At 60.6% G+C, this 20249-nt stretch carries 13 protein-coding genes and 1 pseudogene; 9 read left to right on the top strand and 5 right to left on the bottom strand.

Going from position 1 to position 20249, the window contains the following annotated elements; genetic code table 11:
• The first annotated feature begins 79 nt into the window (after window positions 1–79).
• Window positions 80–775, top strand: a complete 696-nt coding sequence (locus DG357_RS13265) for a gamma-glutamylcyclotransferase (protein ID WP_028013457.1) — start codon at window positions 80–82, stop codon at window positions 773–775.
• A 29-nt stretch (window positions 776–804) separates the two neighbouring features.
• Here the strand turns inward: DG357_RS13265 and DG357_RS13260 are convergent, their stop codons facing one another.
• From DG357_RS13260 to DG357_RS13250, 3 genes are all read right to left on the bottom strand, one after another.
• On the bottom strand, window positions 805–1044 hold the full coding sequence (locus tag DG357_RS13260; protein WP_013096243.1) for a DUF1883 domain-containing protein: 240 nt from the start codon (window positions 1042–1044) through the stop codon (window positions 805–807).
• A gap of 194 nt (window positions 1045–1238) precedes the next feature.
• A complete protein-coding gene (locus DG357_RS13255; protein WP_088204322.1) occupies window positions 1239–3023 on the bottom strand; it encodes a methyl-accepting chemotaxis protein in 1785 nt (594 codons plus the stop codon).
• A gap of 106 nt (window positions 3024–3129) precedes the next feature.
• Window positions 3130–3483 (bottom strand): DsrE/DsrF/TusD sulfur relay family protein, encoded by a 354-nt coding sequence (locus DG357_RS13250; protein ID WP_028013455.1) that lies wholly within the window; start codon window positions 3481–3483, stop codon window positions 3130–3132.
• Window positions 3484–3556: 73 nt separating this feature from the next.
• Between DG357_RS13250 and nasR the strand changes: the two genes are divergently transcribed.
• From nasR to DG357_RS13215, 7 genes and pseudogenes are all read left to right on the top strand, one after another.
• Window positions 3557–4741 carry a nitrate regulatory protein NasR gene (gene nasR, locus DG357_RS13245; protein WP_088204323.1) on the top strand — a complete coding sequence of 395 codons (1185 nt, stop codon included), beginning with the start codon at window positions 3557–3559 and terminating at the stop codon, window positions 4739–4741.
• A 228-nt stretch (window positions 4742–4969) separates the two neighbouring features.
• The gene (locus tag DG357_RS13240) at window positions 4970–6217 is read left to right on the top strand and encodes a CmpA/NrtA family ABC transporter substrate-binding protein (RefSeq protein WP_048960152.1); all 1248 of its coding nucleotides are present in this window, start codon (window positions 4970–4972) and stop codon (window positions 6215–6217) included.
• 2 nt (window positions 6218–6219) lie between these two features.
• On the top strand, window positions 6220–7098 hold the full coding sequence (gene ntrB, locus DG357_RS13235; RefSeq protein WP_048960149.1) for a nitrate ABC transporter permease: 879 nt from the start codon (window positions 6220–6222) through the stop codon (window positions 7096–7098).
• A gap of 9 nt (window positions 7099–7107) precedes the next feature.
• The gene (locus DG357_RS13230) at window positions 7108–7896 is read left to right on the top strand and encodes an ABC transporter ATP-binding protein (RefSeq protein WP_045630583.1); all 789 of its coding nucleotides are present in this window, start codon (window positions 7108–7110) and stop codon (window positions 7894–7896) included.
• Window positions 7897–7909: 13 nt separating this feature from the next.
• Complete coding sequence (gene nirB / locus DG357_RS13225) at window positions 7910–11896, top strand: nitrite reductase large subunit NirB (RefSeq protein ID WP_088204324.1); 3987 nt, start codon at window positions 7910–7912, stop codon at window positions 11894–11896.
• Window positions 11893–14391: a nitrate reductase gene (locus DG357_RS13220; RefSeq protein WP_088204325.1), complete on the top strand. Its 2499-nt coding sequence runs from the start codon at window positions 11893–11895 to the stop codon at window positions 14389–14391. The genes nirB and DG357_RS13220 overlap by 4 nt, the downstream gene beginning before the upstream one ends.
• Window positions 14392–14466: 75 nt before the next feature.
• A pseudogene (locus DG357_RS13215) lies at window positions 14467–15871 on the top strand (YchO/YchP family invasin).
• Between the two features lie 3 nt (window positions 15872–15874).
• Here the strand turns inward: DG357_RS13215 and narL are convergent.
• Together narL and narX are read right to left on the bottom strand one after the other, a co-directional pair.
• Entirely contained in the window at window positions 15875–16525 is a 651-nt protein-coding gene (gene narL, locus DG357_RS13210; protein WP_003856701.1) for a two-component system response regulator NarL, read from the bottom strand.
• A complete protein-coding gene (narX, locus tag DG357_RS13205; RefSeq protein WP_088204327.1) occupies window positions 16518–18314 on the bottom strand; it encodes a nitrate/nitrite two-component system sensor histidine kinase NarX in 1797 nt (598 codons plus the stop codon). The genes narL and narX overlap by 8 nt, the downstream gene beginning before the upstream one ends.
• A gap of 309 nt (window positions 18315–18623) precedes the next feature.
• Between narX and DG357_RS13200 the strand changes: the two genes are divergently transcribed.
• Window positions 18624–20021, top strand: a complete 1398-nt coding sequence (locus DG357_RS13200) for a NarK family nitrate/nitrite MFS transporter (protein WP_049138187.1) — start codon at window positions 18624–18626, stop codon at window positions 20019–20021.
• Window positions 20022–20249: the final 228 nt, after the last annotated feature.

The following is a 20249-nucleotide window of genomic DNA, read 5'->3' as shown; positions in this document are numbered from 1 at the left end:
TGGCAAAATGACCAGCACAGAATGCCGGGAAGGCGAATTACAGATGTCGCAAGGAAGCATGCAGTGGCGGAGGTGGAAAGTGTTAACGCGTGATTTCTTAATGAAGGCAGATTGTAAGACGGCATTTGGTGCTATTGAGGAATCGCTTCTCTGGTCAGCTGAACAACGTGCGGCGTCGCTCGCTGCTACGCTTGCCTGCCGCCCGGATGATGGCCCGGTATGGATTTTTGGCTACGGTTCACTGATGTGGAACCCGGCTCTCGAATTTGTTGAATCGGCAACCGGCACGCTGCCCGGCTGGCATCGCGCATTTTGCCTGCGCCTGACGGCCGGACGCGGCAGCGCCTGTCAGCCAGGGCGCATGCTTGCACTAAAAGAGGGCGGACGCACCACGGGCGTCGCGTATCGCCTTCCGGATGCCACGCTCGAAGAGGAGCTGACGCTGCTCTGGAAGCGCGAGATGATCACCGGCTGCTATATGCCGAGCTGGTGCAAGCTGGAGCTCGACGACGGGCGCACCGTTAACGCGCTGGTATTTATTATGGATCCGCGCCACCCGCTGTATGAAGCGGACACCCGCACGCAGGTGATTGCCCCGTTAATTGCCGCCGCCAGCGGGCCGCTGGGCACCAACGCGCAATATCTCTTCTCCCTCGATCAGGAGCTGACCCGCCTCGGCATGCAGGACGATTGTCTGAATGAGCTGGTGGTGAAAGTGAAGGCGCTGCTGGAAGGGAACCCGCTCAACAGCACGCTGCGACCGGGTTTTGCCTGAGAATACGCCCGGCGAGCCGGGCGTTTAAATTACGCAGCCACGTAGCTGACCGAGTGCTCCAGCGACTGGCTGTGGCTGTCGATCAGCACATCCCACGTACCGGTATACGGCACGGTAAGCCAGGCCTTGTCATCCTGCACGGTCAGAATATCCGCCTGGGATTGCTTCTGTGCTTTCGCACTCATCAGATGAATACGACAGCGCTCTGAGCAACGCACCACCACCGTATCCCCGCCAAACAGTTTCAAACTTGTTTTCACCAGTGCCATTTTCTACCCCGTCGATTTTGCCCATCCCGAGCGTGATGTTGTTCACAAAATACTCATTGCATAACACCAAAGCGGGGAGCGAGGGATGCTGATTTTGATCAAAAAATGGCATAACGATTAAACAAAAATGACAAAATTCCTGAAACCTTTCAGCGGACGCGCGTTTACCCTGTTTAACGCGCGTCTGAAGAAAATTAAATGCGGAAATGGCCGGCGGTTTCAGCAAGGTCGCCCGCCTGGCTTTGCAATGCGCTGGCGGCCGCGGCGGACTGCACCACCAGCTCGGCATTCTGCTGCACCATTCTGTCGAGATGGGTCACCGCGTGGTTGATCTCGTGAATGCCTTTCATCTGCTCGCTGGTGGCAATTGAGATCTCGCGCATGATGCCGGAGACGCTGCCGATGCTGGAGCGGATCTCATCCATGCTTTCCCCGGCCAGATGCACGTAGCGCGAGCCGGTGGCCACGCTGTCGGTGGTGGAGTCGATAAGCGATTTGATCTCTTTCGCCGCCTGGGCGCTGCGGCTGGCGAGGTTCCGCACTTCACCGGCAACCACGGCGAACCCGCGGCCCTGCTCACCGGCACGCGCCGCCTCGACGGAGGCGTTCAGCGCCAGAATGTTGGTCTGGAAGGCGATGCCGTCGATCACGCTGGTGATATCGCCAATCTTAGCGGACGCCACTTCGATGGACTGCATGGTGCTGATGGCCTGCGAAACCACTTCACCGCCGCGCGCTGCGGCCGCAGAGGCCTTGCTGGCCTGATCGTTGGCTTCTGCTGCCGATTCATTCGACTGGGTGACAGAGGCGGTGATCTCTTCCACGGCGCTGGCGGTTTCGCGAAGGCTGGACGCCGCCTGCTCGGTACGTCCGGAGAGATCCTGGTTACCTGCCGCAATCTCCTGCGCGGCGTTTTTCACCGAGGCGCTGGCGTCACGGAGCTGAACCATCACCACCGAGAGCTTATCGCTGAAGGCGTTAAACGCCTGCGCAATTTGCGCCACTTCGTCATCGCCGCTGTCCGGCAGGCGCTGGGACAGATCGTTAGTGCCGTTGGCAATGTTGTGCATCGCGTCGCGAATGTCGGACAGGCGTTTCAGCAGGCGGGCAATCAGGACGTGAACAATGGCGCCGCTCAGGAGTGCGAGGATCACCAGCGAAATCGCCGACGCTTTCAGCAGGGAACGCATGCCGGAGGTGGCATCGCTGCTGTCGAGGGCGACGACCAGGAGCCAGTTCGTGCCCGGCACGGCTGAAGCGATAAAGGTTTTATCCTTGTCATTCAGCGTTCCGTCGACCGGGTTACCGCTCTTCAGCGCCGCAAGGTCGATGCCTTTGATCGTCTCGGCAAACGGCTTCAGCGTCAGGGCCGGCTCGTTGGCGGCAATCACCGTGCCGTCGCTGTTCAGAAGCAACCCGCTGCTGGCCGGCGTGGGGTGGATCCCGCGCACGTTCGCCACCACGCTATCCATGGCGACATCGCCCGCCACCACCGCTTTCAGAGCGCCATTCTCCTTCACCGGCACGGCAAACGTGACCACCAGCTTCCCGGTCCCGGCATCAACGTAGGGTGCCGTTACCACCGGGCCGTCCGTGCTCACCACCTGTTGATACCAGGGACGAACGGTGGGGTCATAATCCGCCGGGACGCCTGTCGGGTCGGAGAATTTCGCCGTCTTGCTGGCGTAGCCCACGTAAACATTGGTGAAACCGCCCGCCTGGGCAAGCTGCTTAAACGCCGGAACCGGATCGTCAGCCAGCGCGATGCTCTGCGCGGAGGTAATCACCGTCATTTTGCTTTTGACCCAGTCGGCAATCGCCATGTTGTGGCTGGCGCGGGTGCTGGTCAGAATATCGCGCTGGGACTGCTGGTTATCCTGGCGCGTGACCTGGAAGTTAATTACGGTATTGAGAAGAAGGGCGACGACGAGGCAGCCTGTCGTCGCGGCGATAATGCGTGCGCGAATGGATCTGAACATAAGTGAAATACCTGCTGTGTTGTTTCCATGCCTATCGGCAACCCCGCAGGTAAACTTGATGCTGAAACCGCGTCCATAAGAAAATAATATTTTTACGGGTTTATTATTAAAAAGTTAATACTTTATCCGCGGTCAGCGTCCATTCGGCCAGTTCAACCAGCGTACCGATTTCTACGCCCTCGATCAGCGGCAGCCCGGTAATGCCGCGCCCGTCGGTGCAGGTCTTACAGAGTTTTACCGGCACGTCCTGCGCGGTCAGGATCTCCAGCATCTGCTGAATGTTGTAGCCTTCCGCCGGTTTTTGACCCTTCAGCCCGGCGGTGACGGCGTCGGACATTAAAAATATCCGCAGTACCAGGTCGCTCTCTTTTTCGCGTAGCGCGATCGCCAGGCGCAGGCTGTTGAAAAGGGATTCGCTGCCGTAGGCCGCACCGTTGGCGACGATCACAATCTTCTGCATGTTGACTCCTGTTCTTATAAAGGCACGAATATTGCTTAATTTCCCCGGAGTTTCGCTGTCCGGGAGAGTAAGCATGACATTAATGGCCGGCATTTCGCCAGGTGCAACCGAATGGCTCCAGCGCGCAAGGCGGATGCGCCGGGAGCAGCTCAGCAGGCTGGCGCAGCTGAACGTGCTGGTGCGCGGCATTAGCCAACTGGTGCATATGCTCCAGTGCGAGCGCGGCGCATCTAACGTCTGGCTCTGCTCACAGGGTAAGCTCTATGCGCCTGAATGCAAAGCCAGCCGGGCGCTGGTGGATGAAAACCTTGCTGCACTGAACGATATTCTTGGAAAACAGTCCGCCTTTCCGGGAAGCGCCGTTTGCGAACGTATTGGCAATGCGCTGCTCACGCTGGAGACGCTTCCCGCGCTGCGCGACGGTGTAAATCGGCAAACGCTAACGGCTCCGCAGGCAATGGAGCACTACTCCCGCATGCTGCGCCACCTGCTCAGTATCGTACCGCAGCTTAATGACAGCATTGACGACCCGCAAATCGCGGGCCGTTTCGTCGCGCTATATAGCCTGATGCAGGGGAAAGAGCTGGCGGGACAAGAGCGGGCCCTGGGGGCGATTGGCTTCACGCAGGGCTTTTTCGATGATGTGACCCGCCAGCGGCTGGTTGACCGCATTGACGGGCAGCAGGCCTGCTTTGAGATCTTTCTCTCCCACAGCCAGGCCGACGTGCAGACTTCGTTCTCCCTTAATTGTCAGCCCGATCGTGAGACGGAGCAGCTCCGGCGCGTGGCCTGTACCCGCCAGCCTGCCGCAGACAATGGCAATACCGCACTCGCCTGGTTTGCGCTGCAAACGGCGCGGCTGGAGCATCTGCGCGCGCTGGAGGAGACGATCATCGCCGATCTGATGGTCGCGGTGGATGAGCGTATTCAGCGCGACGAGGCATACCCGCTTCCCGGGGATGAACAGGACGATCCGCTGGCGCACTACCCGGATAAACCGCTGCTGACCCTGGTTCGCCAGCAGGCACGAGAGATAGAGCAGCTTTCCCGCCAGCTCGTGTCGCTGCGCGATACGCTTGAGGAGCGCAAAACCATTGATAAAGCCAAAAGCGTGCTGATGACCCACCAGAACATGAGTGAAGAACAGGCCTGGACGACGCTGCGCAAAATGGCAATGGACAAGAACCAGCGCATGGTCGATATCGCCCGCGCGCTGCTTATGGTGAAGAGCGTCTGGCAGGTAACACCAAAGGAGTAGCTGCACAATCAGCGGGCATTTTATGCCTGATTGAGGTGCGTGAACGCGGGCAAAACCCGGTTTCTGGGCCCTGAAAGAGGGTCTTCAAACCTGGCACTGGCTTTGCATTATTTAATTAACCATTTTTGACGGTGCGCCAACGGCGGTGCATTTGTCTTCGGGATAAAGGCGTCCAGCAGTGCTTCGGCACGGCGGGCGCTTTTTTTTGGCTTTTTTTCGGGAGCGGTTATGGCGGATTTGTCGAGACGGCGATTTTTGCAGGCCAGCATGCTGGCGAGTGGTGCAGCGCTGTTACCGGGTGTTATGCAGGCTGCCTGGGCGGCTGGCTCAGATAAACCGGAACAGGAGACGGTGCGCGTCGGGTTTATCCCGCTGACCGACTGCGCGCCGGTGGTTATCGCAGCGTTAAAAGGCTTTGATAAAAAATACGGTATCACCATCGTTCCCACCAAAGAGGCGAGCTGGGCGGCGGTGCGCGACAAGCTGGTGGCGGGAGAACTGGACGCCGCACACATTCTTTACGGTCTGCTGTACGGGCTGGAGCTGGGCATCGCCGGCAAGCCGCAGCAGATGGCGAACCTGATGACGCTCAATCAGAACGGCCAGGCCATCACGCTTTCAAGCGATCTGGCGGAGAAGGGCGTTCGCGATCTCGACGGGCTGAAAACGCTGATCGGGCAGCAGGCGCCGGGAACCTACACCTTCGCACACACCTTCCCGACCGGGACGCATGCCATGTGGCTTTACTACTGGCTGGCCAGCGCGGGCATTAACCCCTTTGACGACGTGCGCACGGTGGTGGTGCCGCCGCCGCAGATGGTGATGAACATGCGCATCGGCAACATGGTGGGCTTCTGCGTCGGCGAGCCGTGGAACGCGCGGGCGATTAACGACCGTATCGGCTTTACCGCCGCCACGTCGCAGTCCATCTGGGCCGATCATCCGGAAAAGATCCTCGGCACGCGCCGCGACTGGGTGGAGAAAAACCCGCACGCCGCCCGGGCGCTGGTGAGCGCGGTGCTGGAGGCCGCGCGCTGGATCGAGGCGTCCCCGGAAAACAAACGCGAAACCGCGCAGATCCTCTCCCGCCGGGCGTGGCTCAACTGCAAAGAACAGTATCTCACCGGGCGCATGCTCGGCGAGTACGACAACGGCCTGGGCCAGCGCTGGCAGGACGCGCACCCGATCCGCTTCTTCAACGAGGGGGCTGTGAGCTACCCGTATCTCTCCGACGGCATGTGGTTCTTAACCCAGTTCCGCCGCTGGGGCTTGCTCAAAGCCGCGCCGGACTACGCGGGCATCGCGCAGCGCATCAACCAGACCGCGGTCTGGCAGGATGCCGCCACCGCCGTCGGCGGCATGTCCACGCCGTCATCACCGTACCGCAGCAGCACGCTGATGGACGGCACCGTCTGGAACGGCACCGATCCGGAAGGGTACGCCAGCCGTTTCGCCATTCACCGTAAAGGGGCCTGATTATGCCGCATCTGCAAAACACGAAACCACAAGAGACGCCAGAGAGCGGGGAAGTGATTGTCCTGCCTCCGGTACAGGTTCGCCGCCGCACACCCGCGTTAGCACGCCGGATTAACGACTTTTTCCAGCGCGTTATCCCGGCGCTGCTCGGCCTTGGGCTGCTGGTGGTGCTCTGGCAACTGGCGGCGATAAACAGCAAAGGCTTCCCGACGCCGCTCAGCACGCTTGATTCCGCCATTACCCTGTTTGCCGACCCGTTTTATCGCGACGGGCCTAACGATATGGGCATTGGCTGGAACGTGCTTGCTTCACTGCAGCGCGTCGCCATCGGCTTTGGCCTGGCAGCGCTGGCGGGTATTCCGCTGGGCTTTTTGATTGGCCGCTTCACCTTTTTCTCGCGCATGTTCAACCCGCTGATTGCGCTTCTGCGGCCGGTCAGCCCGCTGGCCTGGCTGCCCATCGGCCTGCTGCTGTTCCAGAAAGCGGAGCCCGCGTCGAGCTGGACCATTTTCATCTGCTCTATCTGGCCGATGGTGATCAACACCGCCGAAGGCGTGCGCCGCATTCCGCAGGACTACCTCAACGTCGCCCGCGTATTGCAGCTTTCCGAGTGGACGATCATGCGCCGCATACTCTTCCCGGCTGTGCTACCCGCTGTGCTGACCGGGGTGCGCCTCTCCATCGGCATCGCCTGGCTGGTGATTGTCGCCGCCGAGATGCTCACCGGGGGGCTGGGTATCGGCTTCTGGATCTGGAACGAGTGGAACAACCTCAACGTCGAAAACATTCTGATTGCCATCGTCATCATCGGCGTGGTCGGGTTGCTGCTGGAGCAGGGGCTGATGCTGATCGCCCGTCGCTTTAGCTGGCAGGAAAAATAAGGAGCGAACATGAAACCATTAATTCAGGTCCAGGCCGTGAGCCAGCGTTTTTCCACCGCCAGCGGCGAGTTTCTGGCGCTGCAGAACGTCTCTTTTGATATCCACGAGGGCGAAACCGTGAGTCTTATTGGCCACTCCGGCTGCGGCAAGTCGACGCTGCTTAACCTCATCGCCGGGATCGCGCTGCCGACGGAAGGCGGGCTGATTTGCGACAACCGCGAAATCGCCGGGCCGGGGCCCGAGCGCGCGGTGGTGTTCCAGAACCATTCGCTGCTGCCGTGGCTGACCTGCTTCGACAACGTGGCGCTGGCGGTGGATCAGGTCTTCCGTCACACCATGAGCAAGGCCGAGCGCAAAGAGTGGATCGAGCACAACCTCGACCGCGTGCAGATGGGACACGCGCTGCACAAGCGTCCGGGGGAGATCTCCGGCGGCATGAAGCAGCGCGTCGGGATTGCCCGCGCGCTGGCGATGAAGCCGAAAGTGCTGCTGATGGATGAGCCGTTCGGCGCGCTGGATGCGCTGACGCGCGCCCATCTGCAGGACTCGGTGATGCAGATCCAGCAGGCGCTGAACACCACCATCGTGCTCATTACCCACGACGTGGACGAGGCGGTGCTGCTCTCCGATCGCGTGCTGATGATGACCAACGGCCCGGCGGCCACCGTCGGGGAGATCCTGCGCGTTGACCTGCCGCGCCCGCGCAACCGGGTGCAGCTGGCGGACGACAGCCGCTATCACCACATGCGCCAGCAGATCCTCCATTTCCTCTACGAAAAACAGCCGAAAGCGGCGTAACGAGGGGGCGTTGATGCGACTGGTCATTATCGGGAATGGCATGGCGGCAACCCGGCTGATTGCTTCGCTCACCGGGCGAGCTTCCGGTCGGTTCGCTATCACCGTCATCGGTGACGAGCCGGAGCATGCCTATAACCGCATCCAGCTTTCGCCGGTGCTGGGAGGGGAAAAAACGGCTGCGGGCATCTGCCTTCAGGATGACCAATGGTACCAGGAGCGCGGCGTGACGGTGCTGCGGGGCGAAAAGGCACTCGCCGTGAACGTGGACGCGCGGGAAGTGCAAACCACCGCCCGCACGCTGGGCTGGGATGCGCTGGTCTTTGCCACCGGGTCAACGCCGTTTGTGCCGCCGATTCCTGGGGGCGATGCGCCGCACGTATTCACGTTCCGTACCCTGGAGGATACCCGCGCCATTCAGGCGATCGCCGGTCCGGCGGTGGTGCTGGGGGGCGGCGTGCTCGGCGTAGAGACGGCGGCAGCGCTGGCTCGTTCAGGTGACAACGTCACGCTCGTTCATCGCGGCCCGTGGCTGATGGAGCAGCAGCTGGACCAGCAGGCGGGCGTACTGCTTGAAGAGGCGCTGGCGGCGCGGGGCGTGCGCTCTGAACTCGCCTCCGGCATCGCGGGGATTAACGGGAATAGCGTGACGCTGCTCAACGGACGCCGCGTCGCCGCCGCGCGCGTGGTGCTGGCGACCGGCGTGCAGCCCAACGTCGCGCTGGCGCAGGCCAGCGGTGTTCGCTGCGCGCGCGGCATCGTGGTGGATAGCCAGATGCGGACCTCCGCACCGGACGTCTACGCCATTGGCGAGTGCTGCGAAATTGACGGCCAGACCTTTGGCCTGGTCGCGCCCTGTATGACGCAGGCGGATATTCTCGCCGCGCGGCTGGCGGGTGACACAGCCGCGCCGTTTGCCCTCACCGACAACGGCGTGCGCCTCAAGGTTACGGGCGTGGAGCTGTTCAGCCTCGGGCGCGCGGCGGCGCAGGCGGGCGACGTGGTCTGGAGTTCCTGGGATCCGCTAACCCGTCACTATCGTCGGTTACTGATCCATCAGGGTGCGCTGGCTGGCGTGCTGCTGATGGGCGACTGCCGCAGCGCGGCAACATTTACCGATTTACTGGCAACGGCTGCGCCCGCACGCGCGGACTGGCTGTTCGATCGTTTCACTACGCAACCGCAGGTTGCAGGACAGAACGCTATGACAAAACCTACTCTGGTGGTGGTTGGGCACGGTATGGTCGGCCATCATTTTCTCGAAGACTGCGTTAACCGCAATCTGCATCAGCAGTATCAGATCGTTGTCTTTGGTGAGGAGCGCTATGCCGCCTATGACCGCGTGCATCTGTCGGAATACTTTGGCGGCCGAAGCGCGGCGTCGCTCTCGCTGGTGGAGGGAGAGTTCTTTGCCGATAACGGCATTGAGCTGCGCCTCTCGCAGCAGATCGTCGCTATCGATCGCGACGCGCGCGTGGTGCGTACCGCTAGCGGGCATGAGACCCACTGGGACAAGCTGGTGCTGGCGACCGGCTCATACCCGTTCGTACCGCCGGTACCGGGCAACGATCTGCCGGGCTGCTTTGTCTACCGCACCCTTGACGACCTGGACAACATAGCGGCCCACGCGGCGGGCTCGCGTCGTGGCGTGGTGATTGGCGGCGGCCTGCTCGGGCTGGAGGCGGCGAATGCCCTCAAGCAACTCGGGCTGGAAACGCACGTGGTGGAGTTTGCGCCCAATCTGATGGCGGTGCAGCTTGATAATGACGGCGCGGCGATGCTGCGCAGGAAAATCGAGGCGCTGGGCGTTGGCGTTCACACCAGTAAAGCCACCACGGAAATTGCTGCGACGGACGACGGGCTGGTGCTGCGCTTCGCCGACGGTGAACAGCTGGAAACGGACATGGTGGTCTTCTCTGCCGGTATTCGTCCTCAGGACGCGCTGGCGCGCAGCAGCGGGCTGGCTGTCGGCGAGCGCGGCGGGATCTGCATTGACAACGGCTGCCGGACCTCCGATTCGAACGTGCTTGCCATCGGTGAATGCGCCCTGTGGGAGGGGAAAATCTTTGGCCTGGTGGCGCCGGGCTACCAGATGGCGCGCGTCGCCGCCGCCGCGCTCGCGGGAGAAGATAAAACCTTCACCGGGGCAGATATGAGCACTAAGCTCAAGCTGCTCGGCGTGGACGTGGCGTCGTTTGGCGATGCTCACGGGCGCACGCCGGGGGCGCTAAGCTACCAGTGGACGCACGGCCCGCAGCAAATCTACAAGAAAATCGTGGTCAGCCACGACGGCCAAACGCTGCTCGGCGGCGTGCTGGTGGGCGATGCCAGCGAATACGCCACGCTGGTGCAGATGATGCTTAACGGCATCAGCCTGCCGAAAGAGCCGGAAACGCTGATACTACCCGCGTTGTCAGGCAGCGCGCCAAAAGCGCTGGGCGTGGCGGCGCTGCCGGAAAACGCGCAGATCTGTTCGTGTCATAACGTCAGCAAAGGCGATATCTGCCGGGCGGTGAGCGCGGGCGCAGCGGATATCGGCACCGTTAAGCAGTGCACCAAAGCGGCGACCGGCTGCGGGGGCTGCAGCGCGCTGGTGAAGCAGGTGATGGAGTTCAAGCTTGCCGAGCAGGGCGTTGAGGTGAAAAAGGACATCTGCGAACACTTTCCGTACTCGCGCCAGGAGATTTACCACCTGGTTCGCGTCAACCATATCCGCACCTTCGACCAGCTTATCAGCCGTTACGGTCAGGGCCACGGGTGCGAGATCTGTAAGCCGCTGGTGGGGTCCGTGCTGGCCTCCTGCTGGAATGAGTATCTGCTCAAACCGGCGCACCTGCCGTTGCAGGATACCAACGACCGATACTTCGCCAATATCCAGAAGGACGGGACGTATTCCATCGTGCCGCGCATGCCCGCAGGAGAAGTGACCGCCGACGGGCTGATCGCCATCGGCCAGATTGCGAAACGCTACGGCCTGTACAGCAAAATCACCGGCGGACAGCGTATCGACCTGTTTGGCGCCACCCTGGAACAGCTGCCGGAGATCTGGCAGGCGCTGGTGGAGGCCGGGTTTGAAACCGGGCACGCTTACGGGAAATCCCTGCGCACGGTGAAATCCTGCGTCGGGTCGACCTGGTGCCGCTACGGCGTGCAGGATTCCACTGGTCTCGCGGTCAGGCTGGAGCACCGCTACAAGGGCCTGCGCGCCCCGCACAAAATCAAAATGGCCGTTTCCGGCTGCACCCGCGAGTGCGCGGAGGCGCAGAGCAAGGACGTGGGGGTGATTGCCACGGACAAAGGCTGGAACCTCTATCTGTGCGGCAACGGCGGGATGAAGCCTCGCCATGCGGATCTCTTCGCCAGCGATCTGGATGACGAAACGCTGATCCGCACCGTAGACCGTTTCCTGATGTTCTACATCCGCACGGCGGATCGCCTGCAGCGCACCAGCACCTGGATGGACAACCTGGAGGGCGGCCTCGACTATCTGCGTGAGGTGATCCTCAACGACAGTCTCGGCATCGCCCACGAGCTGGAGCAGGAGATGGCCCGGGTAGTCGAGACGTACCAATGCGAATGGCAAACCACGCTCAACGATCCTGACCGCCTGGCGCTGTTCCGCACCGCGGTGAACGTCGCGCCGTCGGACGAAAGCAAGCGCTGGCAGGAAATCTGCGGCATTGACGATATCCCGGAGCAGGCGGGCATTGGCGCGCGTCTTGGCCGTAAACCGATCGCGCTGTTCCGCTTTGGCACGTCCGTTTATGCCCTGGACGACCTGGAGCCGGGCAGCAGTGCGAACGTGCTGTCACGCGGCATCCTCGGCGATGCGGCGGGCGAACCGATGGTTATTTCTCCGCTCTACAAGCAGCGCATTCGCCTGCGCGACGGCTGTCAGGTGGAGAGTGGCGAACCCGCGGTGCGCGCCTGGCCGGTCAAAATTGAAAATGGCAAGGTGTGGGTCGGCAACGAAGAGCTGGTGATGCGCGCGGAGGCCTCATGACGGAAACCAGGACAACGTGCCCCTACTGCGGGGTCGGCTGCGGCGTGATCGCCAGCGTGGAGGATGGAGCGGTCAGCGTTCGGGGGGACGACACCCACCCTGCAAACTTTGGCCGCCTGTGCGTGAAAGGATCGGCCCTGGGGGAGACAACGGGCTTGCAGGGGCGATTGCTGTACCCCGTTGTCGATGGACTTGAGGTGGACTGGTCGCAGGCGCTGAACGCGGCGGGCGAGCGGTTGCGGGAGATCATCGACACATGGGGGCCACGGGCGGTGGCGTTTTACGCCTCCGGCCAGCTGTTAACCGAGGACTACTATGCCGCCAACAAGCTGATGAAAGGGTTTATCGGCGCGGCGAACATCGATACCAACTCCCGGCTCTGCATGTCCTCGGCGGTGGTGGGCTACAGGCGCGCCTTTGGCGAAGACGTGGTGCCGTGCAGCTACGAGGATGTGGAAAATAGCGATCTGGTGGTGCTGGCAGGCTCGAACGCGGCCTGGACGCATCCGGTGCTCTATCAGCGTCTGGTGCAGGCAAAGCACAACAACCCGCAGATGAAGGTGGTGGTGATTGACCCGCGTAAAACCGCTACCTGCGATATTGCCGACCTGCATCTGGCGCTTAAACCCGGCAGCGACGCCGGGCTGTTTGTGGGATTGCTCAATCTGATCCAGGGCACTGATGATTGGCCGATTGCCCGCGTGGCGGCGTTTTGCGACCTTCCGGCAGAGGATATTGGTACCTTTTACGACTGGTTTGTTACCGCGCTTCGCGCGATAACGCTCTACACCATGGGGATCAACCAGTCCTCCAGCGGCAGCGACAAGTGCAGCGCCATCATTAACGTGCATCTTGCCAGCGGGAAGTTCAACCGTCCGGGCTGCGGCCCGTTTTCGCTGACCGGACAGCCAAACGCCATGGGCGGCCGCGAAGTAGGCGGGCTGGCGAACCAGCTGGCGGCGCATATGAGTTTCGAGCCGGACGATCTTTCGCGGGTGGCGCGTTTCTGGGGAACGGAACGGCTGGCGCAGACGCCGGGGCTGATGGCGGTGGAACTGTTTGACGCCATCGCCCGCGGCGAGGTGAAGGCGGTGTGGATCATGGGCACCAATCCTGCCGTGTCGCTGCCGGACAGCCACGCGGTGTGTCAGGCGCTGGCGGCCTGTCCGCTGGTGATTGTCTCTGAGGTGATGAAAGATACCGACACCAGCCGGTTCGCCCATATCCGTTTTCCGGCGCTGGGCTGGGGGGAGAAGGACGGCACGGTGACCAATTCCGAGCGGCGCATTTCGCGCCAGCGCGCGTTTCTGCCCGCGCCGGGTGAGGCGAAGCCGGACTGGTGGATCGTGGCTCAGATTGCAAAACGGCTGGGCTACGGCGAGGCCTTTGCCTGGCAACATCCGCAGGAGATTTTTTGCGAACATGCGGCGCTGACGGCGTTTGAAAATGACGGCGCGCGGGCGTTGAACCTTCAGGAACTGGCGGGGTTAACCCGTGAAGCGTGGGAGACGCTTGAGCCGTACCAGTGGCCGACGGGGAATTTATCGCGCCGAAACGTAGTGCCTGTCGATCCGCTGCCGCACGGCGCGACGGCTACCGCGCTATACCCGGCGATCCTCAACACTGGCCGTATCCGCGACCAGTGGCACACCATGACCCGTACGGGATACGTGCCCCGGCTGATGCAGCATATCGCGGAGCCGTTTGTTGAGGTCTGCGCCGCAGACGCCATTCGGTTTTCACTGTGCGACGGCCAGCTGGCGCGGATCGGCTCGCCGCGCGGCGTGATGGTGGCCAGAGTACGAATCAACGACGGAATACGGGAAGGCGAAGCGTTTGCTCCTATGCACTGGAACGCTGAGTTTGCCCGCCAGGGAAAGGTTAACGCGCTGGTGGAAGGGCGCGTCGATCCGGCTTCCGGGCAGCCGGAGAGTAAGCAAACCGCCGTCAGAATCATGCCCTGGCAGCCCGCCTGGCAGGGGGAGCTCTATGCCCGGGAATGGCCGGAAATCCCCTCTTCGGTTCACTGGTGGCGTAAAGCCTCGCGAATGACGATAGCGGGTGATAAGCCGCTGCTGTCGTGGGTCATGGACTATGCCAGCGGCCGGGGCTGGCAGCTGCAGGTTGCGCAAACCGGGGAACGCAGCAGCGTACTGGCCTGGCATAACGGCCATCTGATGCTGGGTTTTTGGGAAGGCACCGCCTTGCCCGATCTGGCGCATCCGGTGATAGAAGCCGCTTTTCAGTCACCACCCTCGACGCCCGCTGAGCGCCATGCGCTGCTGAACGGGCAGGGCGTGGGGAAGGTTACAGATCCGGGGCGCATCATCTGCAGCTGTTTCAGCGTTGGAGAAAACGCGATACGGGAGGCGATTGCCGGAGGCTGCGGTTCCGTTATCGCGCTGGGGGCGACGCTACGGTGCGGCACGAACTGCGGTTCGTGCGTGCCTGAGCTCAAAACAATGTTTCAGGAAATTCCGGAAAATTCCCCGTAAAGCTGCAAAGAGGGAGAAATCACGTTAAGGTACCTGGTGTTCTTACGTAAGCACCGGGTAATTCTTACGACATTGATGACTGTTTCTCCCCCTTTCCGAACGCTGGTTTTACTCTCCCTCGTTACAGCCGGAGCCGTTCACGGTGCGCCGAATTCCTTTATCCAGCAGGCACAAAATCCCTTTGATAATAACGGGGATAATCTCCCCGATCTCGGTATGGCAGCCCCGACCGGGGAGGGGGAAAAGCATCTCGCCGAAATGGCGAAAGCCTTTGGTGAAGCCAGTATGACCGACAACGGCCTGACTACGGGCGAGCAGGCGCGGCAGTTTGCCTTTGGTCAGGTGCGTGACGCGGTGAGCGGCGAGGTGAACCAGCAGATTGAATCCTGGCTGTCACCCTGGGGGAATGCCAGCGTCAATTTGCTGGTGGATAACGACGGGAAATTCAACGGCAGCAGCGGGAGCTGGTTTATCCCCTGGAACGATAACAACCGTTACCTGAGCTGGAGCCAGCTCGGCCTGACGCAGCAAACGGATGGCCTGGTCAGTAACGCCGGAATCGGCCAGCGCTGGGTGGCCGGAAAATGGCTGCTGGGCTACAACACCTTTTACGATAACCTGCTGGATGAGAACCTGCAGCGTGCCGGGCTGGGCGCGGAGCTATGGGGAGAAAATCTGCGCCTGTCGGCTAACTATTATCAGCCTTTTGCCGGCTGGCGCGACAGCTCTGACGTCCAGGAGCAGCGCATGGCGCGGGGATATGACGTGACCGCCAAAGCCTGGCTGCCGTGGTTTCATCACCTGAACACCAGCGTCAGCTTTGAGCAATATTTTGGCGACAACGTTGACCTCTTCAACAGCGGAACCGGGTATCACAACCCGGTGGCGGTCAATCTCGGGCTTAACTATACCCCCGTGCCGCTGGTGACGCTGACTGCCGGGCATAAGCAGGGCGAAAGCGGAGAGAGCCAGAATAACCTCGGGCTGAAGCTCAACTATCGCTTCGGCGTGCCGCTGGTTAAGCAGCTCTCCGCCGGAGAGGTCGCGGCCACGCGATCCCTGCGCGGAAGCCGCTATGACTCGCCGGAGCGTAACAGCCTGCCGGTGATGGAGTTCCGCCAGCGAAAAACGCTCTCCGTCTGGCTGGCAACCCCGCCGTGGGATCTCAAAGGGGGCGAAACCGTCATGCTGAAGCTGCAGGTTCGCAGCACTCACGGTATTCGTCAGATCCACTGGCAGGGTGATACCCAGGCATTGAGCCTGACGTCCCGGGAAAAGTGACAGCACCGACGGCTGGAGCGTGATCATGCCTGCCTGGAATGACGCTGAAGGGGCGACAAACCGCTGGCATCTCTCGGCGGTGGTGGAAGATGCGAAGGGCCAGCGCGTCTCATCCAATGAGATCACGCTCGCTGTGGTGCAGCCGCTGGTCTCATTACCTGACGACGACCCGCGCTGGAAGCTGCTGCCGGATGAGTAATGCCTAAAAAATACGTTCCTGATGGACCCACACCGCGGCTTCAACGCGGGATTTTAGCTTCATTTTCTTGAGCATATGCTTCACGTGCACTTTAACCGTGCTTTCGGTGATATCCAGGCGGCGGGCGATCATTTTGTTCGGCAGGCCCTGGGCAATCAGCTTCAGAATATCGCGTTCGCGCGGCGTTAACTGGCTGACGTCGCGATCAGAGGTGGCGCGGTTCGCCCGCAGGCTGGCGGCCAGCACCGGCGTCAGGGCCTCGCTCAGCACCATCTCGCCTGCGGCGGCCTGCTGCAGCGCCTTGAGCAGGTCTTCCGGCTCCATATCCTTCAGCAGATAGCCATCCGCGCCGCGCTTCAGCGCCGTGACCACATCCTCTTCGTGGTTGGAGACGCTAAAGACCACCACGCGACCGGAAAGGGATTTCTCGCGCAACTTGTCGAGGGTTTCCAGACCGTTCATGCCGGGCATGTTGAGATCGAGCAGGATCAGATCCGGATCGAGGGATTCGGCCAGCTCAATACCCTGTTCACCGTTGCTGGCTTCGCCCACCACGGTAATGTCGGGTGCCATGCTGACCAGCTGTTTTACGCCAGTACGCAGCATCGGATGGTCGTCGATCAACAGGATGGATGCCGGTTCCTGATTAGTCATGGGTTTCTCCTTGAGCAGTTGTAAGCGGTTTTTCGGGAATAAAGGTGACCACAACTTCCGTGCCACCCGTCTCTCTCCGTCGAACCTGGCAATCACCGCGCAGGCTTTGGGCGCGGTCTCGCATAATGATTAAACCATAGTGGTTAGTGCGTTCGGCATTTTCCGGCACGCCGCGACCGTTGTCGTGAACCGTCAGCCTGACCTGATTAGCGTGCTGGCTGACGGTAACCGTAACCGCCGTCGCTTCAGCGTGTTTGAGCACGTTGCTCAGCGCTTCGCGGGCGATCTGCAGCAGATGAATCGCCTGATGGGAAGGGACAAACCGCGGCGGCAGCTGGTAATCCAGCTTCACCGGGAAGCCAAGTCGGGCGCTAAATTCCTGGCAGCTGGATTCCAGCGCCGGGCGCAGCCCCGGCTCGGTCAGCTGCAGGCGGAAGGTTGTCAGCAGCTCGCGCAGCTGTACCCAGGAGGTGTTCAGCTCGTTGCGGATCTGGCTCAGCAGCTGTTTGTTGCTTTCCGGCATTTCCGCGTCCTGCATCTGCAGGCAGCTCACCTGCATTTTCATACAGGAGAGCGACTGGGCGATAGAGTCGTGGAGCTCGCGGGCGATGGTCGCGCGCTCTTCCATGACGATCAGCTGCTGCTGTTTTTCCTGGTGCCTGTCGAGCGCCAGCGTGGCCGTTAGCTGTTCAACCAGGGTGTCCACCAACTGCTGCTGGTCGTGGCTCAGATGACGTCCGGCTGGCAGGGTGGCCAGCAGAATACCGTACTGGGTGTGGCTGTCCGTCAGCCGCCACTTCAGGGTAGTGCCGCCAGAAGCCTGCAGCGGCAGGCCGCGCGGGCACAGGTGACAGCCTTTATCATCGCAGGACATATCGGACTGACAGGTAAACTCCTGATGATTATCTTCATCTTCCACATCGTAAACCCGCAGCTCCAGGTCATGCAGCAGGGTCAGATTTTGCAGGCCGTTCAGCACCGGCGAAAGGCGTTCACATAGCGGCACTTGCATGTGCAGCCGACGGTTGGCTTGCCACAGGAAGGAGAGGATCTCATTTTTCTGCTCCAGCCCGGCGGTTTTTTCCTGCACGCGCTGTTCCAGCACCGCGTAGCTTTCGGAGAGCTCCGCCGACATGGTGTTCAGCGCCTGGCCGAGCATGGCCATCTCGTTGCGGCCGCTGATGTGCGTGCGCTGGGTAAAATCTCTGTTCGTTACGGCGCGCGCCATCGCCAGCAGCTGTTTCCAGGGATTCAGCAGCCGCGCCCGGAGCCAGATAATGGTGAAGATCAGCAGCAGGCCCATAAACAGCGCCATGGCACGGTGTACCATTACCACCCGGTCGATGCGTAATTCGGTGGTTTGGTCGAAAGAGGAGACCAGCGCGTCAATGCGGGAGACAAAACCCGCTACGTCCTGCGCAACGGTTTCGGTGCTGCGCGCCTGTTTCAGACCGGGTTCCAGCTGGGAGTGCCAGTAGCCCTGCAGGGCTTTAAGCTGGGACTGCTGGCCGGCGCGGATGGCGGCGTTTTCCAGTTCGGGGCTGAAGGCCGTGCGCTCCATTTCATCAATTAAGGGCCGATCGTCCTGCGTCAGGGGGACCGACGCCAGCAGACGATAACTCTGCATGCGTAGAGAACCTGCCTCGTTGATGGCATGCGCATTACCCTGTACCCCTTGTACCAGCCAGCCGGAAATCGCCATGCCGGCCACGCCAAGGGCGGTAGACAGCAAAACAATCAGGGCTAGCTGATTGACGAGAGTCAGCGGTGATAAACATCTTTTTAACATAGAGTTGCCGGGCTCCTGACGTGGCCTGCTTGCAGGAATGGCGCTATTCTGGTGCATACCCTGGAGTATACCCATACCAATAAAGGATTACCCCTAAATTGCCAACGGAGTATAGGTGAAGAAGCGTTGGTAGCAAGGAACCTTCAGTGCAGTGAAAAACCACGTCTTTTTTACCGAATTATCCTACTCACTAAGGATAACCCCTTTTTTTGCGCCGCAAATCCCCGCACTTTTCCTTTGATTTATATCAACTTACCGCCGCCCTAAAACCCTAATGTTTGCAGCATCATTCGAGAATCAGAGGTGTCTATGAGTCACTCATCCGCTCCCGAAAGGGAAAATGGTGCCGTTATTACAGACTGGCGTCCAGAGGATCCGGCGTTCTGGCAACAGCGCGGCCATCGTATAGCAAGCCGGAATCTGTGGATTTCCGTTCCGTGTCTGCTTTTAGCGTTTTGCGTATGGATGTTGTTTAGCGCGGTCGCGGTAAACCTGCCGAAAGTAGGGTTTACGTTCACGACCGATCAGCTGTTTATGCTTACCGCATTGCCGTCGCTGTCTGGCGCGCTGCTGCGTGTCCCTTACGCGTTTATGGTCCCGGTATTCGGTGGCCGTCGCTGGACGGCGTTCAGTACGGGCATCATGATCGTCCCTTGCGTGTGGCTAGGCTTCGCGGTGCAGGATACCTCCACGCCGTTCAGCGTGTTCGTGATTATCTCCCTGCTGTGCGGTTTCGCCGGCGCTAACTTCGCCTCCAGCATGGCGAACATCAGCTTCTTCTTCCCGAAAGCGAAGCAGGGCGGCGCGCTGGGTATTAACGGCGGTCTGGGCAACATGGGCGTAAGCGTGATGCAGTTGATTGCGCCGCTGGCGATCTCTGTTTCTATTTTTGCCGCCTTCGGTGGCGGCGGCGTTGAGCAGGCGGATGGTTCTTCCCTCTACCTGCAGAACGCGGCCTGGATTTGGGTCCCGTTCCTGGTGGTGTTCACCCTGGCTGCGTGGTTCTTTATGAACGATCTGAGCGCGTCGAAAGCATCCCTGAGCGAGCAGCTTCCGGTGCTGAAACGTGGACACCTCTGGGTGATGGCGCTGCTGTATCTGGCTACCTTCGGTTCGTTTATCGGCTTCTCAGCGGGCTTTGCCATGCTGTCGAAAACCCAGTTCCCGGACGTGCAGATCCTGCAATTCGCCTTCTTCGGTCCGTTCATTGGCGCACTGGCGCGTTCGCTGGGCGGCATGATCTCCGACCGTCTGGGCGGGACTCGCGTTACGCTGGTGAACTTTATTGTGATGGCAGTCTTCTGCGCGCTGCTGTTCCTTACGCTGCCTTCTGACGGGCAGGGCGGTAACTTCTTTGCCTTCTTCGGCGTGTTTATGGTGCTGTTCCTGACGGCCGGGTTGGGGAGTGCTTCCACCTTCCAGATGATCTCCGTGATCTTCCGCAAGCTGACGATGGATCGCGTGAAAGCGCAGGGCGGAAGCGAAGAGCAGGCCATGCGTGAAGCAGCGACGGATACGGCTGCGGCCCTGGGCTTTATCTCGGCTATTGGCGCAATTGGCGGCTTCTTTATTCCGAAAGCGTTCGGCATCTCGCTTGACCTGACCGGCTCTCCGGCTGGCGCCATGAAAGTCTTCCTCGTCTTCTATATCGCCTGCGTCGTGATTACGTGGCTGGTATATGGCCGTAATACCAAGAAAAATAAGTAAGTGTGATTATCCGTTAACGCGGCCTTCGTGCCGCGTTTTTTTTCGACTGAATAATAGTTACAACATACTGAAAGCTTTTACCGCAGTCATCTGCGGGTAACACTGTGATCGCCATCGCTTTGCAGGGATGTCTACCCCTTAATACCTGAGATGTTAAATTTTGCCGGGGTTATTGTACGATGAATAATAAATATCTTTATAAATCATTTATTTATTCGTTTTAAAAAT

Source organism: Enterobacter bugandensis (assembly GCF_900324475.1).
GTDB lineage: Bacteria > Pseudomonadota > Gammaproteobacteria > Enterobacterales > Enterobacteriaceae > Enterobacter > Enterobacter bugandensis.
Note: the sequence above shows the minus strand (reverse complement) of the source record. Positions and strands in the feature narration are given on the sequence as shown.